This window comes from Streptomyces sp. 840.1, from assembly GCF_003751445.1.
Classification (GTDB): domain Bacteria; phylum Actinomycetota; class Actinomycetes; order Streptomycetales; family Streptomycetaceae; genus Streptomyces.
This window is the reverse complement of the sequence record NZ_RJUU01000001.1, coordinates 934,122-953,424: the sequence shown is the minus strand read 5'-3', so window position 1 is coordinate 953,424 and position 19,303 is coordinate 934,122. Positions and strand designations below refer to the sequence as shown.

The 19,303-nt window shown below is 69.9% G+C and carries 20 protein-coding genes; 17 read left to right on the top strand and 3 right to left on the bottom strand.

Annotated features, from left to right (window positions below):
• Positions 1–10 precede the first annotated feature (10 nt).
• Positions 11–943: an SGNH/GDSL hydrolase family protein gene (locus EDD93_RS04225; protein WP_123523891.1), complete on the top strand. Its 933-nt coding sequence runs from the start codon at positions 11–13 to the stop codon at positions 941–943.
• Here the strand turns inward: EDD93_RS04225 and EDD93_RS04220 are convergent.
• Positions 933–1,580 (bottom strand): TetR/AcrR family transcriptional regulator, encoded by a 648-nt coding sequence (locus tag EDD93_RS04220; protein WP_123523890.1) that lies wholly within the window; start codon positions 1,578–1,580, stop codon positions 933–935. The genes EDD93_RS04225 and EDD93_RS04220 overlap by 11 nt on opposite strands.
• A gap of 258 nt (positions 1,581–1,838) precedes the next feature.
• Between EDD93_RS04220 and EDD93_RS04215 the strand changes: the two genes are divergently transcribed.
• From EDD93_RS04215 to EDD93_RS04205, 3 genes are read left to right on the top strand one after another with little or no spacing between them, the layout of a single operon-like run.
• Positions 1,839–2,780: an ABC transporter permease gene (locus EDD93_RS04215; RefSeq protein ID WP_123523889.1), complete on the top strand. Its 942-nt coding sequence runs from the start codon at positions 1,839–1,841 to the stop codon at positions 2,778–2,780.
• Complete coding sequence (locus EDD93_RS04210) at positions 2,777–4,582, top strand: dipeptide/oligopeptide/nickel ABC transporter permease/ATP-binding protein (protein ID WP_123523888.1); 1,806 nt, start codon at positions 2,777–2,779, stop codon at positions 4,580–4,582. The genes EDD93_RS04215 and EDD93_RS04210 overlap by 4 nt, the downstream gene beginning before the upstream one ends.
• Positions 4,579–5,526 carry an ATP-binding cassette domain-containing protein gene (locus EDD93_RS04205; RefSeq protein ID WP_123523887.1) on the top strand — a complete coding sequence of 316 codons (948 nt, stop codon included), beginning with the start codon at positions 4,579–4,581 and terminating at the stop codon, positions 5,524–5,526. The genes EDD93_RS04210 and EDD93_RS04205 overlap by 4 nt, the downstream gene beginning before the upstream one ends.
• A gap of 87 nt (positions 5,527–5,613) precedes the next feature.
• On the opposite strand, the gene EDD93_RS04200 is transcribed toward EDD93_RS04205, so the two are convergent.
• Positions 5,614–7,347 carry a chitinase gene (locus EDD93_RS04200; protein ID WP_311318301.1) on the bottom strand — a complete coding sequence of 578 codons (1,734 nt, stop codon included), beginning with the start codon at positions 7,345–7,347 and terminating at the stop codon, positions 5,614–5,616.
• Between the two features lie 579 nt (positions 7,348–7,926).
• Between EDD93_RS04200 and EDD93_RS04195 the strand changes: the two genes are divergently transcribed.
• From EDD93_RS04195 to EDD93_RS04135, 13 genes are all read left to right on the top strand, one after another.
• Positions 7,927–8,793 (top strand): hypothetical protein, encoded by an 867-nt coding sequence (locus EDD93_RS04195; RefSeq protein WP_123523885.1) that lies wholly within the window; start codon positions 7,927–7,929, stop codon positions 8,791–8,793.
• Between the two features lie 190 nt (positions 8,794–8,983).
• The gene (gene cpaB / locus EDD93_RS04190) at positions 8,984–9,691 is read left to right on the top strand and encodes a Flp pilus assembly protein CpaB (RefSeq protein ID WP_123523884.1); all 708 of its coding nucleotides are present in this window, start codon (positions 8,984–8,986) and stop codon (positions 9,689–9,691) included.
• A 7-nt stretch (positions 9,692–9,698) separates the two neighbouring features.
• A complete protein-coding gene (locus tag EDD93_RS04185) occupies positions 9,699–10,970 on the top strand; it encodes an AAA family ATPase (protein ID WP_123523883.1) in 1,272 nt (423 codons plus the stop codon).
• Between the two features lie 252 nt (positions 10,971–11,222).
• Positions 11,223–11,543: a septum formation initiator gene (locus tag EDD93_RS40050; protein ID WP_260255618.1), complete on the top strand. Its 321-nt coding sequence runs from the start codon at positions 11,223–11,225 to the stop codon at positions 11,541–11,543.
• 3 nt (positions 11,544–11,546) lie between these two features.
• Positions 11,547–11,921: a TadE/TadG family type IV pilus assembly protein gene (locus EDD93_RS04175; protein WP_123523881.1), complete on the top strand. Its 375-nt coding sequence runs from the start codon at positions 11,547–11,549 to the stop codon at positions 11,919–11,921.
• Between the two features lie 45 nt (positions 11,922–11,966).
• Positions 11,967–13,304, top strand: coding sequence for a CpaF family protein (locus tag EDD93_RS04170; RefSeq protein WP_123523880.1), 1,338 nt, complete (start codon positions 11,967–11,969; stop codon positions 13,302–13,304).
• Between the two features lie 10 nt (positions 13,305–13,314).
• Positions 13,315–14,253 (top strand): type II secretion system F family protein, encoded by a 939-nt coding sequence (locus EDD93_RS04165; RefSeq protein ID WP_123523879.1) that lies wholly within the window; start codon positions 13,315–13,317, stop codon positions 14,251–14,253.
• A gap of 14 nt (positions 14,254–14,267) precedes the next feature.
• Complete coding sequence (locus EDD93_RS04160; protein ID WP_123523878.1) at positions 14,268–15,152, top strand: DUF5936 domain-containing protein; 885 nt, start codon at positions 14,268–14,270, stop codon at positions 15,150–15,152.
• On the top strand, positions 15,149–15,598 hold the full coding sequence (locus EDD93_RS40780) for a LuxR C-terminal-related transcriptional regulator (protein ID WP_123523877.1): 450 nt from the start codon (positions 15,149–15,151) through the stop codon (positions 15,596–15,598). The genes EDD93_RS04160 and EDD93_RS40780 overlap by 4 nt, the downstream gene beginning before the upstream one ends.
• Positions 15,599–15,799: 201 nt before the next feature.
• Complete coding sequence (locus EDD93_RS04150) at positions 15,800–16,030, top strand: hypothetical protein (RefSeq protein WP_123523876.1); 231 nt, start codon at positions 15,800–15,802, stop codon at positions 16,028–16,030.
• Positions 16,030–16,704, top strand: a complete 675-nt coding sequence (locus tag EDD93_RS04145; RefSeq protein ID WP_123523875.1) for a pilus assembly protein TadG-related protein — start codon at positions 16,030–16,032, stop codon at positions 16,702–16,704. Before EDD93_RS04150 ends, EDD93_RS04145 begins: the two co-directional genes overlap by 1 nt.
• Positions 16,705–16,743: 39 nt before the next feature.
• Positions 16,744–17,358 (top strand): hypothetical protein, encoded by a 615-nt coding sequence (locus EDD93_RS04140; RefSeq protein WP_123523874.1) that lies wholly within the window; start codon positions 16,744–16,746, stop codon positions 17,356–17,358.
• A gap of 8 nt (positions 17,359–17,366) precedes the next feature.
• The gene (locus EDD93_RS04135; RefSeq protein ID WP_123527574.1) at positions 17,367–18,014 is read left to right on the top strand and encodes an OmpA family protein; all 648 of its coding nucleotides are present in this window, start codon (positions 17,367–17,369) and stop codon (positions 18,012–18,014) included.
• Between the two features lie 122 nt (positions 18,015–18,136).
• Here the strand turns inward: EDD93_RS04135 and EDD93_RS04130 are convergent, their stop codons facing one another.
• Positions 18,137–19,237: an SMI1/KNR4 family protein gene (locus tag EDD93_RS04130; protein WP_185092208.1), complete on the bottom strand. Its 1,101-nt coding sequence runs from the start codon at positions 19,235–19,237 to the stop codon at positions 18,137–18,139.
• Positions 19,238–19,303 lie beyond the last annotated feature (66 nt).

Here is a 19,303-nt window from a genome sequence, read left to right as displayed (position 1 = left end):
AGGTACGGCAATGCCGCTGCACCGTTCTTTGCCCCGGTTCGCAAGGCCCCCGGCCCGCCGGGCCGCCGTAGGGGCGGGGGCCGCGCTGGCCGTCGCCGGGCTGCTCGGCATGGCGGTCGCCCAGCCCGCGGCGGCGCACCCGGGCGACCGCACGCCGTCCGGCCGGAGCGCGGCGGCCCCCGCGCCCCGGTACGTCGCGCTCGGCGACTCGTACAGCTCCGGCCTCGGCATCCCCGAGGAGACGGACCTGAACTGCGGGCGCTCCAGCCGGAACTATCCGTCCCTGGTGGCCGAGGCGATCCACGCGGCCCAGGTCACCGACGTGACCTGTGCGGGAGCCGACACGACCCACATGACGCATCGGCAGGGGTCCGCCCCCGCCCAGCTGGACGCCCTGCGGCCGGACACGACAGTGGTCACCCTGGGCATCGGCGGCAACGACCTCGACCTGACGGGCCTGCTCACCCGCTGCGTCCTGGTCGCCTACCTGGCGCCCGACGGGACCCCCTGCAGGACGAGCTTCACCCTGTTCGGTACGGACGAGGTCCGCTCCCGGATCAACGCCACCGGGCCGAAGATCGAGGCGGTCATCGAGGAGATCCACACCCGCTCCCCGAAGGCCGAGGTGTACCTGGTCGGCTACCCGGCCATCTTCCCCGAGGACGGCTCGGCCTGCCGCGACCTGATCCCGCTGGCGACCGGCGACTTCCCCTGGGTACGGGACAAGACCAAGCAGCTCGACTCCATGCTCGCCGAGCAGGCGGCCGTCTACGGCGCCACCTACGTCGACGCCTACAAGCCGTCGGTGGGCCATGACGCCTGCGCGGCTGACGGGGTGCGGTACATCGAGCCCAAGGACACCGGGAGCGCCGCCGGTTTCCACCCCAACGCCGCCGGGCACCGGAGCACGGCCGCCGCGGTCCTCGCGGCGATCAGGAGCTGACCTGGTCCGGGCCGGGCGTGGCTGCCTCGGCGGTGGGCAGTCCGTACCGGGCGAGGAAATCACGTACCAGCTCCTCCATCAGGACCGCGTCCGGCTCCAGCAGCCACTGGACCTGCAACCCGTCCAGCACGGCCAGCAACTGCTGGGCGGCGCGGGCCGGATCGGCCCGCACGGGCGGTTCCGCGGCATCGAACAGGGCGGCCAGCAGGATGGCGACCTCGGTGCGCAGCCGCGCGTACCGCTGCACGAAGTAGCCGTGGGCCGGATGGCCGGGCTCCGAGGCCTCGGCGGAAAGCCGCGCGTACAGGGAGACGAGACCGGGGGTGTGGCTGTTGCGCACGATCACACCGATGAGGCGGCGCAGCCGCTCGCCGGGCGGGGGCTCGCACGCCTCCGGGTCGAGGAGGCGCGGAAAGAGCCGTGCGGCGTCGTTGCGGTCGCGCAGGCTGAGCACCTCCAGCAGGAGGGCCTCCTTGCCGGAGAAGTGGTGGAGCACTCCCGCGTGGGTGAGTCCCGCGTGCGTGGCGATCTCGCGCAGGGAGACGGCGGTGAAGCCGTGACGGGAGAACAGTTCGGTCGCGGAGTCGAGGATGCGGGCGCGGGTGCGCTCGCCCTTCGTCCGGGGCTCCTGGCTCAACGGGCTTCCCTCCGGCGGCGGTCGGGCCGGGTGCGCCGCTGGCACCGGTCCGGACTGCCCTGAACTTACCAGGTGGTAAATTTCTGAGAACGGAACCTACCAACTGGTTAATTCTGTGGGTAGGGTCGCCGTAGTTCCCCGGCCGCCGAAGCGGCGCGGAACCTCCCACGCGCCGAGCACGGCCCCGCCGAACGCGGGCCCCGGCCGGACGCGCATCACCCCGGCCGATCCGGCCGCCGGTCACGGATACCGAGACACATGCTGACCTTCATCGCCCGCAGAATCGCCGCCGGAGTCCTGCTCCTGGTCGTCATCTCCCTGTTCTCCTACCTGCTGCTGTCGATCCCCGGCACGGACGTGGGCCGCCAGCTCCTCGGCCAGGGCGCGTCGCAGAGCGCCATCGACGCGAAGAACGCCTCGCTCGGCCTGGACCGCCCCGTGATCGCGCAGTACACCGACTGGCTCTCCCACGCGGTACGCGGCGACTTCGGCACGTCCTGGTTCACCAGCGAGGACGTCACCCAGGCCATCGCCAACCGGCTGCCCGTCACGGTCAGCCTGATGCTCGGCGTCACCCTCGTCACCGCCGTCGTCTCCTTCCTGCTCGGCGTCTGGGCGGGCGTGCGGCGCGGCGCCGTCGACCGCGTGGTGCAGGTACTCGGTGTCATCGGGTACGCCCTGCCCGGCTTCCTGGTCACGCTGGTCCTGGTCCTCGTCTTCGCCGTCCGGCTGAACTGGTTCCCCGCCATCGGGTACGTCCCGTTCACCGAGTCACCCGGCGACTGGCTCTCGACCATCACCCTGCCGGTGCTCGCCCTGTCGGTGGCCTCCGTCGCCGGCGTCTCCCAGCAGGTGCGCGGCGCCGTCGTCGACGTGCTGCGCCAGGACTACGTACGCACCCTGCGGGCCCGCGGCCTGCCGGCCTCCCGCATCGTGCTCAGGCACGTACTGCGCAACGCCTCCGCGCCCGCGCTCTCCGTACTCGGCATGCAGTTCGTCGGACTGCTCGGCGGCGCCGTGCTGGTCGAGCAGATCTTCGCGCTCCCCGGCATCGGCGGCATGACCGTCACCTACACCACCCGCGGCGACATCCCCGTGATCATGGCGCTCGTCATGCTCACCGTGGTCGGCGTCGTCCTGATCAATCTCCTGGTCGACATCCTGATCGGCTGGCTCAACCCGAAGGCGAGGGTCGCATGAGCGACAACCTCCCCGCCGCCCCGGCCACGCCCGCGGCGGCCCTGCCGGGCCTCGCCCGCCCCCACGGCATCCCGCGCCGCCTGCTGCGCAACCCCCTGGGCGCGGTCTCCCTCACCGTCCTGCTGCTCCTGGTGGCGGCCGTCCTGCTGGCCCCGCTGCTCGCCCCCCAGGACCCCGGGCTCTCCTCGCTCGGTGACGCCTTCGCGGGCCCGAGCGGCGGCCACCCGCTCGGCATGGACTCGGCGGGCCGCGACATCCTCTCCCGCATCCTGTACGGCGGACGCAACACCTTCGGCGGCGCGCTCATCGCCCTGGCCATCGCCCTCGCCCTCGGCGTGCCTTCCGGGCTGCTCGCCGGCTACCACGGCGGGAGGTTCGACTCCGTCGCCAGCTGGGCCGTCAACCTCGTCATGGCGCTGCCCGCCATGGTCGTCCTGCTGGCGTCCCGCGCCATCCTCGGCCCGAACGTCTGGGTTCTGATGGTGGTGCTCGGCGTCCTGGTCGCACCGAGCTTCTTCCGCCTGGTGCGCGGCATCGTCGCCAACGTCCGGGGCGAGCTGTACGTCGACGCCGCGAAGGTCTCGGGCCTCTCCGACATCCGCATCGTCGCCCGCCACGTGCTGATCGTGGTGCGCGGCCCCATCATCATCCAGGTCGCACTCGTCGCGGGGCTCGCCATCGGCCTCCAGGCCGGGCTCGAATTCCTCGGCGTCGGCAGCGGATCCACCGCGACCTGGGGCGCCATGCTCAACGAGGCGTTCCAGAACATCCAGCGCGAACCGGAACTGCTGCTGTGGCCCGGCCTCGCGCTGGGCCTGACCAACGGCGCGCTGGTGCTCCTGGCGACGGCCCTGCGCGATGTGCTGGAGGACCGTACCGGCGAACCCGCCCGGCGCCGCACGGCCGGCAAACGGCACCGGGCAGCCGCCCCCGAGGCCGCCGCCCCGGACACGGCCGGTGACCGTGCACCGCTGCTGTCGATCCGCGGCCTGGCCGTGGCGTACGGCCGCCCGGACGGCACCGAGAAGGAGGTCGTGCACGGCATCGACCTCGACGTCCGGCCCGGCGAGATCGTCGGCCTGGTCGGTGAGTCGGGCTCCGGGAAGACCCAGACCGCGTTCTCCGTACTCGGCATCCTCCCCGAGGGCGGCCGGATCAGCCGGGGCAGCGTCCTGGTGGCCGGCCAGGAGGTCGCCGGACTGCCCGAACGCGCTCACCGGGCGCTGCGCGGCCGCACCGTGGCCTACATCCCGCAGGAACCCATGAGCAACCTGGACCCCGCCTTCACCATCGGTAGCCAGCTCACCGAACCGATGCGGTACGTCCTCGGCGTCTCGCGCGCCGAGGCCGCCCGCCGCGCCGTCGACCTGCTGCGGCTCGTGGAGATCCCCGAACCGGAGCAGGTCATGCGCCGCTACCCGCACGAGATATCCGGCGGCATGGCGCAGCGGGTACTCATCGCCGGAGCCATGTCCTGCGACCCTGCACTCCTGGTGGCCGACGAACCCACCACCGCCCTGGACGTGCGCGTCCAGGCGGAAGTACTCGACCTGCTGCGCCGGCTGCAGCGGGAGCGCAACCTCGGAGTCCTCCTGGTCACCCACAACCTCGGCGTCGTCGCCGACGTCTGCGACCGGGTCACCGTGATGAACGCGGGCCGCATCGTGGAGACCGGCGACACCGAACAGGTCCTGCACGCCCCCCGCGACCCCTATACCCGAACGCTGCTCGACGCCGTGCTCGACGAGGCCCCCGCACGGGCACCCTGGCAGCCCCGAGAGGCGAGGAGCACCCCGGCATGACCACCGCCGCAACCGCCGTCCATCCCCCCGAGGCCGACGAGAACGCCCTGCTGAGCGTGCGGGACCTGCGCGTCTCGTTCCCCGGCAAGGGCTGGCGCGCTCCGCGCACCGAGGTACTCAAGGGCATCGGCCTCACCGTCCGGCCCGGCGAGACCCTGGGCCTGGTCGGTGAGTCGGGCTCGGGCAAGACAACGATCGGCCGGGCCGTCCTCGGCCTGGTCCCCGTCCGGTCGGGCAGCGTCACCTTCGACGGCGAACGCATCGACACCGCCGGCAGGGCCCGCCGCCGCGCCCTCAGCCGCGACCTCCAGGTCATCTTCCAGGACCCGTACACCTCGCTGAACCCCTCGCTGACCGTCGGCGACACGCTGTCCGAGCCGCTGATCGGCCAGGGCGCCGACGCCCGGGAGGCCGGCGGGCGGGTCGGGGAGCTGCTGGACCGGGTCCATCTGCCGTCCGACGCGGCGCGGCGCCTGCCCCGGGAGTTCTCGGGCGGCCAGCGCCAGCGGGTGGCGATCGCGCGGGCCCTGGCGCTCCGGCCGAGGCTGGTCGTGTGCGACGAACCGGTCTCCGCGCTGGACCTGACGACGCAGCGCACCGTCCTCGAACTCCTGCTGGAGATCCAGGAGGAGACCGGGGTTTCGTACCTCTTCGTCTCCCACGACCTGTCCGTGGTCCGCTTCATGAGCCACCGGGTCTCCGTGATCCACCGGGGCGAGATCGTGGAGACGGGCGACGCGGACCGGATCACCCGGTCGCCCGACCATCCGTACACCCGGACCCTGCTCCTGTCGGCGCCGGTCACTGATGTCGCCGAACAGCGCAGACGCCGGGAGCTGCGCGGCAGTCCGGCGCCGCACGAGGCGGATCACAAGGCAGCGAACGAGACAGCGAACGCAGCTGCGAGCGAGAAGGCGAACGAGGCCGATCACAGGGCCGGATGACGCAGCAGCGCCGCCGGGGGAGCGGCGGCGCTGCTGGTCATGGACGCGGGTCCGCGGGCCGGACCTCTGCCGGCTACCGGATACTGGTTACGGCAGGCCGTGCACGTGCGGGCCGACCGCGTTGGACCAGGCGTTGCCCGACTTGGCGTCCCAGTTGGTCGACCAGGTCATCGCGCCACGCACACCGGGGTAGGTCTTCGACGGCTTGAAGCTGCCGCAGCCGGTGCCCTTGGCCAGGCAGTCCAGGGCCGCGTTCACGACCGAGGGGGCGACGTAGCCGCTGCCCGCGCCACTGGTGGAGGCGGGGACACCGAGGCCGACCTGCGAGGGGTCGAGGCCGCCCTCCAGCTGGATGCAGGCCAGCGCGGTGAGGAAGTCCACCGAGCCCTGCGAGTACACCTTGCCGTCGCAGCCGAGCATCGAACCGCTGTTGTAGTACTGCATGTTGACGACGGTCAGGATGTCCTTGATGCCGAGCGCGGTCTTGAAGTACTCACCGGCGGTCGACTGCATGTCGATGGTCTGGGGCGCCATCGTGATGACGAGACCGGAGCCCGCCTTCTGCGACAGCGAGCGCAGCGCCTTCGTCATGTAGGTGGAGTTGACGCCGTTCTCCAGGTCGATGTCGACACCGTTGAAGCCGTACTCCTGGATGAGCGAGTACACGGAGTTGGCGAAGTTGGTCGCGGACGCGTCGCTGTTGACCGAGACCGAGCCCTTCTCGCCGCCGACCGAGATGATGACGTTCTTCCCGGCCGCCTGCTTCGCCTTGATGTCGGCCTTGAACTGGTCGACGGTGTAGCCGTTCAGGCCCGCCGAGTCCAGGTTGAAGGTGACCGCGCCGGGCGTGGTCGTGGCGTCGGCGAAGGAGACCGCGATGATGTCGTAGTTCGCGGGCACGTCGCTGAGCTTCTGGACGGTGGCGCCGTTGTTGAAGTTCTGCCAGTAGCCCGTGACGGCGTGCTTGGGCACCGAGGTGGACGGCACGCCCGGGTCGGTCCCGCCGCCGACGGCCGTACGGCCGCTGACGGTCGCGGACTTGACGGACTCACCGGCCGCGTTGGTGGCGCTCACCGTGAACTGGTAGGCGGTGTTGGCCGCGAGCCCGGTGACGGTGGCCGAGTTGCCGGTGGTGGTGGTCGCCTTCGCGCCGTCCTTGTAGACGGTGTAGCCGGTGGCGCCGGACACCGCGTTCCAGGACAGGGAGACGGAGGAGGCCGTGGTCGCGCCGACCGCGAGGCCGGCCGGGGCTGCGGGGATGACCGGGCCGGGGTCCGTCCCGCCGCCGCCGTCGGGGCCGCTCACCGAGAGGTCGTCGACGAAGTAGGCGGACTGGCCGTACCAGCCGTGCGTGTACACGGTGACCGAGGTGGTGTTCGCCCCGGTCTTGAAGCTGGTCTTCAGCTGGGACCAGCTGCTGGAGCCGGGGGTCCAGGTGGACACGTCGGTGGTGCCGGTACCGGTGACGCCCAGGTAGGCGTACCCGCCCTGGACCCAGGAGCTCAGTGCGTAGGTCGAGTTGGGCTTCACCGCGACGGTCTGCGTGCACTGGGCGTTGTCCTGCCCGGCCGGCGTCGCCTTGAGGGCCGAGGTGCCGCCGTGCACGGGGGAGGAGACGGTGGCGCCCGAGCCGCCGGAACAGGTCCAGTTGGCCAGGCCCGATTCGAAGCCCGCGTTCTTGGCGACGTTGACGTCGGCGGCCTGTGCGCTGCCGGTGAGACCGGTGATGCTCAGGGCGCCCGCGGCGACGACGGCCACGGCGGCGCCCAGCCCCTGACGGGTGCGGCGCCCTCTTCGGCTGGTTACGGGGGAACGTTCCACTTGCTGCCTCCGTGGGGGAGTTGGGGATGGCGGGAGAGCGACACGGGGATGTCGGGGGTGTGGAATCGAGGAACGGTGGCCACCGCTGGCCGATAAACTGGTCCAGACCAATCAAGTTGTCAAGACCTCTGGCAGCGACAGCTGTTCGCGCACCCCGCCGGCCGGGGAGGGCAACCGGCCGCCCGGTGTGCGTACCCACTCACGGGTGACGTGGGCGGTGGGGCCGGACAGTGACTGTCCTCAGGGGCTTCGAATATGGCGAGAGCATGTCAAGATCTGCGGTGACGTGCGCAAATGAATTCCAGCGGTACGGAAATGGGAATGCCTGACAGTAACCCTCCGCAGTGGTACGGGAGTTAACAACCTTCGGTTTGGTCCGATTTCGTACCCGGGTGTTGTGCGGCTGGCGCGGGAGTGTTGCCGTGCGGGGTTCCTTTGGGTGTTCTCTGCCGTGTAGGACACGGTTAAAGTGCTGGAGGAGGGGCTGAGGCGGAAGCGCGGCGCAGCAGCGATTGCGGCCGACGTCACGGCGACGCCGACCGGAGCCGAACGGGGAACAGCGTGCCGACCGCAATAGCAGTGACCAGCGCCGATCTGGTCCTGCCGCCGACAGACCAGCAGACGCCGACGGCGGCCGTACTGCAGGCGCCCGACGCCCAGGCGATGGACCTGGCGATCGGCGACATGCACATGATGCTGGAGCGGCACGGGTACGTAATCGCTGTGTACCCGACGGGAATCGCACTCGCGCACGAACGGCGGCTCCACGCCGTCCGCTCGGTGCTGGAGAGTGATCGCATCGCGCTGCTCAAGGTGGATCTGCCGCCGCTGGGTGTGGCCGTGCTGGTCAGGCAGTTACGGCAGCTGTCCGTCTGCGACTTCAGCCCCGGAGTGATCGCCTCCTCCGTGCGCCTTCTGTCCCATTACATCCACGCGGGCGCCCTGCTGAATTCGGTGGCCAGGCTCGACCGCGTCCCCGTCAGCCTGAAGACCCACGCCCATTCCTGGGTTCCCGGTTCCCAGTTCGCCGTACTCGCGGGCCCCAGCCCCCAGCTCGTCAAGGTCGGCCCGGCGGCCGAGCAACTGGCCGGCCCCCAGTTCGGAACCCATCTCCAGGTGGCAGTAGGGCAGTTGCAGTCCGATTGGGTGCGGCAGACCCTGGCGCCCGCCTGGAAGGTGCAGGCGATTCAGGAAGCGAAACTTCCCTCGGAATCGCCCCGCTGGTGGGGCACCGGGAAGCTGATCGAATTCGCCGCCTACCTTCCGGATATCTCCGTCCTGTATCAACTCGTGTCCTCAGTAAGGCGAGTGACTTGTCACTGGTGCGGAATGGAGCTGATCGGTGATCGTTGCGGTTTCTGTTCCTCACCCCTTCCCGTCACCGAGACCCGAATGCTGTCGTCGGGTGTCATGAACCAAGGGGCGCCCGCACCGCCGCGGTCGTAGCGGCCGAGGATTCCGCCGTCGCGGATTCCCGCTCCGCAGATCCCCCGCGCGGTCCGGACGCCCGTCCGCACCGCACACCCGGACCGGCCCGGCTCCCCGGCCTCCCGGCACCGGGAGGCAGCCCGCCCGCCCCCGCGCTTTCCCTCCGTCCGCCCCCCACACATCCGACCCGAACGAGGTTGTCCGGCCCATGAACTCCCGACAGCGCCGTGGCGTGATACTCCTGCTGCTCTCGGTCCTGTGCGCCTTCGGCGCCTTCGCCGGTGTGCTCTCGGTGATCAGTGACGTGAACTCGAAGGTCGGACCCGAGGTCTCGGCCTACCGGCTGAAGAGCGACATAGCCCCCTTCACCGGCCTGACTCCGGACAGATTCGAGAAGGTGTCGATGCCGAAGCGGTGGCTCTCGGCCAACGCGGTGACCGACATCTCGGACGTCAACGGCAAGATCGCCCTCACCACGCTCAAGAAGGGCTCGCTGCTCCAGTCCGACATGATGGAGACCCGCCCCGCCCTGAAGCCCGGTGAGCAGGAGATCGCGATCATGATCGACGCCGCCACCGGCGTGGCGGGGAAGATCACCTCCGGCGCCACGGTCAACGTCTACGCCACGTTCGCGGGCGAACGCGAGGGCGACCCGGCCCAGTCCAAGGTCATTGTCTCCAACGCCAAAGTCCTGGACGTGGGCAAGCTGACGCCGCTGGACCCGAGCCGCGACGGCAAGGGCAGCCAGGCCACCGAGGCAGTGCCGATCACCTTCGCGCTGGACACCCTCGACACCCAGCGCATCGCGTACGCGGAATCGTTCGCGCAGCACGTACGCCTCGCACTCGTCGCCCCGGGCGGCGACAGCAAGATCCGTCCGGGCGACCGCACCTACACGCTCGACAAGGACAAGTGAGGATCGGATGACCACGAGGATCCTCCCGGCCGTCGGTGACGCCGACGCGGCCAGATCCGTCACCACCCTGCTCAGCCAGCTCCCCGACGCGGAACCAGCGGCTCCGGTCGGTGACTCCACCCAGCTCATCGACACACTCGCGCGTCTCGCGGGCGAGTCGCTCGACGAGCTGCCCGAGGTGGTGCTGGTCCACGAGCGGATCGGACCGGTACCGGCCCTGGAGCTGATCCGCGAGGTGTCCCTGCGCTTCCCCGCCGTCGGGGTCGTCCTCATCACCGCCGACGCGAGCGCCAGCCTGTTCTCCGCGGCGATGGACTCCGGGGCGCGCGGCCTGGCCACCCTGCCGCTGGGTTACGAGGAACTGGCCAACCGGGTCCAGTCGGCAGCCCAGTGGTCCGTCGGCGTACGCCGGCACCTCGGCGTCGGCGGCGACGTCTTCACCGGTCCGGGCGGCACCGTCGTGACGGTCAGCGGCGCCAAGGGCGGGGTGGGGACGACCGTCGCGGCCGTGCAGCTCGCCCTCGCCGCCCAGGCCTCGGGACGGACGGTCGCCCTGGTCGACATGGACCTGCAGTCCGGGGACATCGCCTCGTACCTGGACGTGCAGTTCCGCCGCTCCATCGTCGACCTGGCGGCGATCAGCGACATCTCCCCGCGCGTCCTGGCCGACGCGGTGTTCAGCCACAGCACCGGGGTCGCGCTGCTCCTGGCCCCCGGTGAGGGGGAGCGCGGCGAAGAGGTCAGCGACCGCGCGGCCCGGCAGATCGTCACCGCACTGCGCTCGCGCTACGAGACCGTGGTCATCGACTGCGGCGGCCAGATGAGCAGTGCCAACGCCGCGGCGATCGAGATGGCCGACACCGCGCTCCTGGTCACCACCCCGGACGTGGTCGCGGTGCGCGGCGCGAAGCGGATCGTACGGATGTGGGACCGGCTCCAGATCCGCAAGGCCGAGGAGACGACCACGGTCGTCAACCGCTTCAACCGCAACACCGAGATCCAGCCGCAGCTGATCCAGAAGATCACCGGGACCCGCATGGCCGGGACGGCGATCCCCGCCAATTTCAAGGAACTCCAGAGCGCCGTCGATGCCGGGCGGATGCACGAGCTCGACCAGAAGAGCGTGGTGAAGCAGGCGCTCTGGGCGCTGGCGGGGGAGCTGGGCCTGGTGAAGCTCCCCGCAGCCCCGGCGGGCAAGGAGAAGTACCGCGCCGACCGGGGCTCGATCGGCCGTCCGCGCAGGCGCGGCGATCTCGCCGGCCGTGGCAGAACCGACTGAGGGGCGGGCGGATCCATGGCAACCACGCGGACGGCGGAAGCGGCAGCGGCGGAAGCGGCAGCGGCGGCGGAAGCCGGCACAGGCGCGGGTACGGGTTCGGGTGCAGGGCCGGGCTCGGGTACTGGCTCGAGTACGGGGCCGGGCTGGGGTGCGGGGCCGGGTTCGGCCGGGAGGCGTGACCGGCCCCGCACCCGAGCCAGTACCCGAGACCGCGGCCGTGACCGGGGCCAGACCGCGATCGAGTTCGTCGGCGTGACGCCTCTGATCATTCTGCTGCTCGTCGCGCTCTGGCAGTGCGCCCTGTTCGGCTACACGTTCAGCCTGGCGAGCAACGCGGCGGACATGGGGGCACGGGCGGGAGGCGGATCGCAGGGGGACCGCGCGGGCGCCTGCCACCGGGCGGCCGACGAGGACCTGCCCGACGCCTGGCGGGGCGGCTCAATCGACTGCGGCGACGGCGGCCCCGGCCTGTACCGGGCCAGGGTCCACCTCGACGTGCCCGTCCTGGTGCCCGGCGTACTCGACTGGGGGCCGACGGTCACCGGTGAAGCGGCTTCGGTGAAGGAGGGCTGATCGATGACCGGGAACGGGCGGAGGCCCCGTCGTGAGCGCGGCCAGGTCGCCATCGAGTACCTGGGGTTCATCCCGCTGCTGCTGCTGGTCGGCCTCTGCGCCATCCAGCTCGGCATCGCCGCGTACACCGTCAACCAGGCGGGCACCGCCGCGCGGGTCGCGGCCCGGACGGCCGGGCAGGACGAGCCCGAGGCCGGATCGCCCGAACAGGCGGGCTCGAACGCGATCAGCGGCTGGCTCGCGGACGGCCTGAGCTGGAGCTCGTCGGGCGGCGGCAACGACGTCACCTACACCGCCGACGTGGACATCCCCAGCGTCATCCCCGGCCTCTCCTCACTGGGGACGGCCACACGCAGCTCGACCATGCCGCGCGACTGAGCCCCGCACCGCACCACCAGCAAGCCGGACCGAGGAGTTGGCACCATGAGTCTGCGGGCACGCATCACCGCCCCCGATGAGCACCGAGGGGGCCGGGAGGACGGCCACATGGTCGCCTCCTACCGGGCCAAGCTGCTGGAGGAGATCGACCTCGCGGAGATGTCCTCGCTGGCCGCCGCCGACCGGCGGGCCCGCCTCGAGCGCGTACTCGGCCACATCATCAGCCGCGAGGGCCCGGTCCTCTCGACCGTCGAACGCGCCCAGCTGATCCGCCGGGTCGTGGACGAGGCACTCGGCCTCGGTATCCTCGAACCACTGCTGGAGGACGCGTCCATCACCGAGATCATGGTGAACGGACCCGACCAGATCTTCGTGGAGCGCGGCGGCAGGGTCGAACAGCTCCCGATGCGCTTCGGCTCGCACGAACAGCTGATGCAGACCATCGAACGCATCGTCTCCACCGTCAACCGCCGCGTCGACGAGTCGAATCCGATGGTCGACGCCCGCCTCCCCAGCGGGGAGCGCGTCAACGTGATCATTCCGCCGCTCTCGCTGACCGGTGCGACGCTCACCATCCGGCGGTTCCCCCGGTCCTTCACCCTTCCGGAGATGATCGGCTTCGGCTCGCTCGACGAGCAGATGCTGCTCCTGCTCTCGGGGCTCGTCCAGGCCAAGCTCAACATCATCGTCTCCGGCGCCACCGGTACCGGTAAGACCACCCTCCTCAACGCGCTCTCCGGGCTGATCCCTGACCACGAGCGCATCGTCACCATCGAGGACTCCGCCGAGCTCCAGCTCCAGCAGAACCACGTCATCCGGCTGGAGTCCCGCCCGGCGAACGTCGAGGGCAAGGGCCAGGTCACCATCCGCGACCTGGTCCGCAACTCCCTGCGCATGCGCCCCGACCGCATCGTCGTCGGTGAGGTCCGCGGCGGCGAGTCGCTCGACATGCTCCAGGCGATGTCCACCGGCCACGACGGCTCCCTCGCCACCGTGCACGCCAACAGCGCCGAGGACGCGCTGATGCGGCTGCAGACCCTGGCCTCGATGTCGGAGATCAAGATCCCCTTCGAGGCGCTGCACGACCAGATCAACAGCGCCGTCGACGTGATCGTCCAGCTCACCCGGCACGCCGACGGTTCCCGCAAGGTCAGCGAGATCGCCATGCTCGACTCGCACGGCCGGGACAACTACCGCATCGTCAGCGTGGCCCGCTTCGACGCCCGGCCGATGGCCGCCGACGGCCGGGTCCACGGCCGGTTCCAGTACCTCCCGCTGCCCCGGAAGGCCGCCGAGCGCCTCTACATGGCCGGCCAGCCCATCCCGCAGGCCTTCGGGGTCGCCACGTCCGAAGAACAGCTCGCCACCCGAGAGGCCAAGTAGGTACCGCGCCATGACCAATCTCGCCCTCCTCACGATTGGCGTCACCCTCGTCTGCGGCGTACTCGGCGTCGTGGGTCTGCACGCGTACGCCGGCGGGAAGGCCGACCGCGACGCCCTCCTCGACCGCCTCTCGCACCCGGGCCAACTGCCGCCAGGGGGGCGCCACCGCCGCTTCCAGGGCATCGACCGCAGACTGCGTACGACGGGTCTCGGCCGCAGGATCGAGCTGAAACTCACGGCCACCGGGCTGGAGATCACGCCGGGCGAGTTCTTCGTCTACGCACTGATCGCCATGGCCGGGCTCTGGCTGGCCGCCTCCTCGGTCCTGGCCTCCTTCTTCGGCCCCGTGGCCGCCCTGATCGGCCTCTGGGGCACCAACGCCTTCCTGAACTGGCAGCGGACCAAACGCACCGACCGCTTCATCAACCAGCTCCCCGAGCTCTCCCGCATCCTCGCCAACGCCACCCAGGCCGGACTCGCCCTGCGCACCGCGCTCGCCATGGCGGCGGAGGAACTGGATGACCCGGCGGGCGAGGAGCTGGCCCGGGTCGTGCGCCGGCTCGACGTGGGCGAATCGCTGGACGACGCGCTGAGCGAGCTGACCGACCGGCTGCCGTCGCGCGAACTCGTCGTCCTCGTCACCACCCTCGTCCTGTCCAACAGGGCCGGCGGCATGGTCGTCAGCTCGCTGCGCAACCTCACCGAGACGCTGGAGGAGCGCAAGGAGACCCGGCGCGAGGTCAGGACCCAGCTCTCCCAGGTGACCGTCACGGCCTACGCCGTCCCGGGGTTCGGCTTCGCCGCCATGCTCCTGATGAACGCCGTGATGCCCGGCGCGCTCGACCGGATGACGGGCGCGCTGATCGGCCAGGCCGCGGTCGTCGTCGCGCTCATTTTGTACGCGATCGGATTCGTAGTGATCCGCCGCCTGTCCCGCATCGACGTCTGAGGGGAGGAGCGGACATGGACCTGTTGCTCGCACTCGTGGTGGGACTCGCCGTGTACGGCGCGATCGCCGGCATCCGGATGTACCGGGCCGACGCCAAGCTCCCCGGCGACCTCGCCATCGCCCTGGAGGTCGGCTCCACCCGCACCGGCGCGGTCGGCTCCGTCATCGACCGGATGGGCATGCGGTGGGCCCCCGCGGTGCTCAGGATGATGGGCGCCAAGGCCGTCAGCAAGAAGCGCCGCCAGATCGACATGGCCGGCAACCCCGGCGGCCTCACCATCGACCGGTACGCCGCCCGCCGCGCCGTCTACGGGGCGCTCGGCGCGCTCGGTGCCCTGACGATGCTGATGCGCGGCCAGATCTTCCTCGCCGTCCTGCTGGTCGCCTTCGGCATCTTCTGGGTCGAGGTCGGCATCTGGTCGGCCGTCCGGGTCCGCCGGGACCACATCGAGCGCACCCTCCCCGACTTCCTCGACGTCCTCGCCGTCGTCGTCTCTGCGGGCCTCGGATTCCGGCAGGCCCTGGAACGCGTGGCGGAGAAGTACGAGGGCCCCTGGGCCGACGAACTCCGCATCACCCTGCGCCAGATGGACATGGGCGTCAGCCGTCGCGAGGCCTTCGAGGAGCTCCGCAGACGCAACGACTCGGAGCAGGTCGCGATGTTCGTCACGACACTCCAGCAGGGCGAGGAACTGGGCGCGCCGATCGTCGAGACGCTGATCCAGATAGCCAACGACATGCGCCGCACCGACGCCCAGAACGCCCGCCGCAAGGCGGCCAAGGCCGTCCCGAAGGCGACCTTCGCGGTCACCACCTTCCTGCTCCCCGGCACCCTGCTGCTGCTCACGGTCGGATTCGTCTACGGGGCCGACGTCGACTTCTCGTTCCTCGGCGGATGAGGCGGGTGACCGGGATGCTCTGGATGAACCGGATGCGAGACGCCGCTGCTCCCGCCCTCACCACCGCCTCCGTGGCGCTGGGGTACGCAGAGCGCCACGCCCAGCCATCGAGGGGCCCGTCTGCGAATCGCCCCGTACCGCACTCGCAGGGTCTTTCGCATGTGCAATTAGGTATGGGACAGTCTTCTGTGACCGGGAGGCTGGGTGCCGCCTATAACGGGGCGCAGTACAGGCAGAGTTCAAGGGAGGTGGGGGTCGTGGAGCTGATCGCGTCAGGAATGAGCAACCAGCAAATCGCCGCCACCCGCTTCACCGGCGAGACGGCCGTGAAGAACCAGATCAACCGGATCTTCCCCAAGCCGCACAGCGCCGGCCGAAGCGAGTCGATCACCCGCCGGCTGGGCACAGCCCCCGCCCCCGGCCCCGCCCCGCAGAGGGGAAGGTAGCCATGCGAGGGCGGAGCGGTACCCGAATGGCTGAATGGGCCCGGGAAAGGGCCCTGAGACCCTCTGGCGCAATCGGGGTTCCGCCGTATGTTTCTCATGTCACCCTTGTCAGAGACCGGGAGGAAGCCGGTAACGGGGTTGGCAGCGAAGGAACTTGCGCGCCCGCCGGCAATCGGTTGGCCGAATCCGGAGGGGAACACCATGTCGAACATCACTCTGAAGGCCGCCGCCCGTGTCAACGGCTGGGCCAACACGGCGGTATCGAGGCTCCAGAAGCGCTACGAGACCGCGGACCGCGGCCAGACGGCGTTCGAGTACCTCGGGATCATCCTGGTGATCGTCGCGATCATCGGCGGCATGGTGGCTTCGGGAATCGGTGCGGCGATCACTACCCGCATCACTGCGTTGGTGTCCCAGGTCAAGGCAGGCTAGTGACTGCGAGGGACCGCAGCGAGGCAGGGCAGGCTTTCCCCATCTACATCGTGATGGTGGCGGGCCTGCTCTTTCTCGCTTTTGCCTTCTTCGCGGTCGGTCAGGCCGCGGCCGCGCGCAATGGAGCCCAGGGTGCCGCCGACGCTGCTGCACTCGCCGCTGCTCAGCAGGCGCGCGACGACCTGATGGTGCCGTTCCTCCAGGCGCTTCGGGAACCTGACGGTCTCAATGACTTCTTGGGGGGCTATCAGTACTTCGGAGCGGGGGAGTCCGAAGCCGTTCGGCTTGCATCCAGGAATCGCTCGGACTTGACCGACTTCTACTGGCGGCAGGGGTACTGGCAGGACAGAGTCACTGCCAAGGTCAGGACTCGCTACACAGTGGGTTCTTCGGTGATCCCTTCGACCAAGAACGCTCATGCCACGGCATCGGCCACAGCGGTGGTCGAGTTCCGGTGCACCTTGAAGTCCGTTCCTCAAGCGCCTGACCCCGGGCAGAGCGAGAGCAGGGACGAGGACGACGGCGACAAGGGCAAAGGCGATGCGGACGGCACGCTCGGGCCGTTTGAGTTCCGTTGTGACGGGGGTCAGGACGTCACGATCGACCTGACCGATAAGGACCCTGTCCCTGAACTCGGCAAGTTGATCTTTGCCGTGCACCTGACCGACAACTGACAGCGAACAATGAGCAGACGAGTAGAGGATTCTGAGCCCATGAGCATTCGGCGCACCACGAAGTCCCAAAGGGCAGTGGCGGCCGCCTCGATGGCGGCTGCCTTGGCCTTCGTCGTCACTGGTTGCGGTGGGGACGACGGTGGGGGAGCGAAGGACGTCGGAGCGTCTGCACCTTCGAAGTCTGCGGAAAGGGGCACCGACGGCGACAAGGGCGCGCAGCAAGACACCGCCGCCGGGGACCCAGTGGACCCGAACGCCAATCTGGCTCAAGCCAGGGGCGACAAGGGTATGTTGCTGGTCATCAATCAGGTGAAACGCGACTCGGGCGGGTTCGTCACCGTGCAGGGTGAGCTGACGAACAAGGGCGACACGCCTGTGAACCCTTCAGCTTGGGTCGGCACCGAAAGCAACATCGTGAACAGTAATCTCAACTCCGTCGCCGGTGCGACGCTGGTGGACAAGACTGGTAAGAAGCGCTACTACATCCTTCGTGACACGGACGGCCGGTGCCTGTGCACCTCGGACATGTCGGCGGTCCAGCCCGGCAAGTCCACTCCGGTGTTCATGCAGTTCCCGGCGCCACCGAGCACGACGACCGAGGTTGACTTCACCCTGCCGACGTTTGCGACCACGTCACTGAAGATCTCTGGATGATGTCTGACATGACCCACACATCATCGCGTCAGCCGAGGCAGATTGCGGGAACAGCCATTGTCACTGCCTTCTTGCTGTCTTGTGTGTCGGTCTTCGGCGCGCCGACGGCCCAGGCGGATGACGGCCCGAGCGTGCCCCCGGGGACGGAAGCCTCGGAGACGCCACCGGTCGCGGTGGACGGGAACGATCCCGACCTCAAGATGCCGGAGGGCAGCACGCTGGCTCCGGCCAGAGTCCTCGACATCATTCAGGTGGTCGAGGATGAAGGGGGCCAGGAGCGTCGCGAGGATTCGAACGCGAGTGTGAAGTTCGCCCTTCAGGCGGAGGTGCTCTTCGGTAAGGACAGCGCCAAGCTGAGCTCCGAGGCCAACTCTCGTATTGCTGCCATCAGCGCCGAGATCGAGAAGCAGAATGCCACCAAGGTGCGCGTGTTCGGCTTCACGGACGACCTCGGATCCTCCGCTCACGGAGATGTTCTGTCCAAGCAGCGTGCCGACGCTGTGAACGGAGTCCTGTCGAAGCAACTCGGGCCCGACATCACCTTCGAGATCCGCGGCTACGGCGAGCAGTACCCGATCGCCGACAACAGCACGGAAGAGGGCCGGAAGAAGAACCGCCGCGTCGAGGTCTCCTTCCCGCGCGGCGGCTCCTCCTGACCCGTCGCACGACCGCCCGACCGCACGACCGAGGGCCTACAGAGCCACGGTCACGGGGCCGCTTGGCCGTCTCCTCCGAGGTGCCCAAGCGGCCCCGTCAGCAGCGGTGACCGCCGCCATGGTCAACCGGAGACGCGGCGGCCATGGAGGACAGCGCGTACGGCCCGCTCTCCGCGAGGGTCGGCCAGCAGGCGGGCGAGGTCCCACCACCGCAGCAGCAGCGCCGGATAGTGCGGCGGGATCGCGGCCATATGGTCCCGGTCGAAACGCGCGCGGATGCTCTCGTGGCGCAGGGCGGACCGGACGTCGTGGAGGGACGGCGGACGGTGGCGGACAGCGGGCGGCAGCGTGGCCTCGTACTCCGGCGCCAGCAGGCGGCCGGGGGCGGCCATGACGTTCCCGCCCAGCGCGTTCGCCACGGCGTCCTCCAGCTCCTCCTGGGCCTGCACGGCGCGCTCCCACCAGTGGTCCCGGAAGGCGGTGACGGACTCGGGGTCGCCCAGGTCGAGCGCGTCGCGCCGCGCATCGAACTCCGCACGCTCATCGACGGGCAGGGCTTCCCGGATCGCGCCGGGAGTCTTCGCGGGATGGCGCGGCGGGGCCTGACCCAGGTGGTGCTGCCACTGCTCCCCGCGCACCTCGTCGGAAGGCGGTCCCCACATGAGGGCGCCGCCGTTCATGCCGGGCTTCTCCGGGCCGGCCGTCGCCAGGGGGGCTTCCAGACTGACCGCCATGAGTTCCAGGTAGGCGGGCAGCGACTCGTACTCCCGCTCGCGCTCCCCGTATCTGGTCCACTTGCAGACTTCCCCGGTCTCACCGTTGAGGTAGAGGCCGTAGACGGTGTCGTTGGGGCTAAACGAGCAGAACGGTATCCAGGACGGCTTCCACAGCACCAGGGCGCCCTCGTCCTCGCCGTGCCCCTCCTGCATCTCCATCTGCATTCGGTGGACCGTGATCACGACGTCCAGCGGCATCAGGGCCCAGTCGCCCAGCATGAGCCCCGAACCCGCTACGCCGTCCTCGCCGGCGGACAGCCGCCACAGCGCCTCCAGCTCGTCCGGAACGCTCACGCCGAGGGCTTCTGCCAGGGCCGCGATGTCGGTGTCGGAGGCGCCGGGCCTGAGGGCCGCGTACGACGGCGGGGTGTATTCGGCCAGCCACTCCACGATCCGGCTCCATGCCCGGGTGACTCGCTCATCCGCTGGTGTGTTGTCGGTGGTCATGGTCACCACGCTCGCATGCGCCCCCACCTCTCCCGCAGCAGGGCCCGGGGCGCTAAGTGAGCCTTC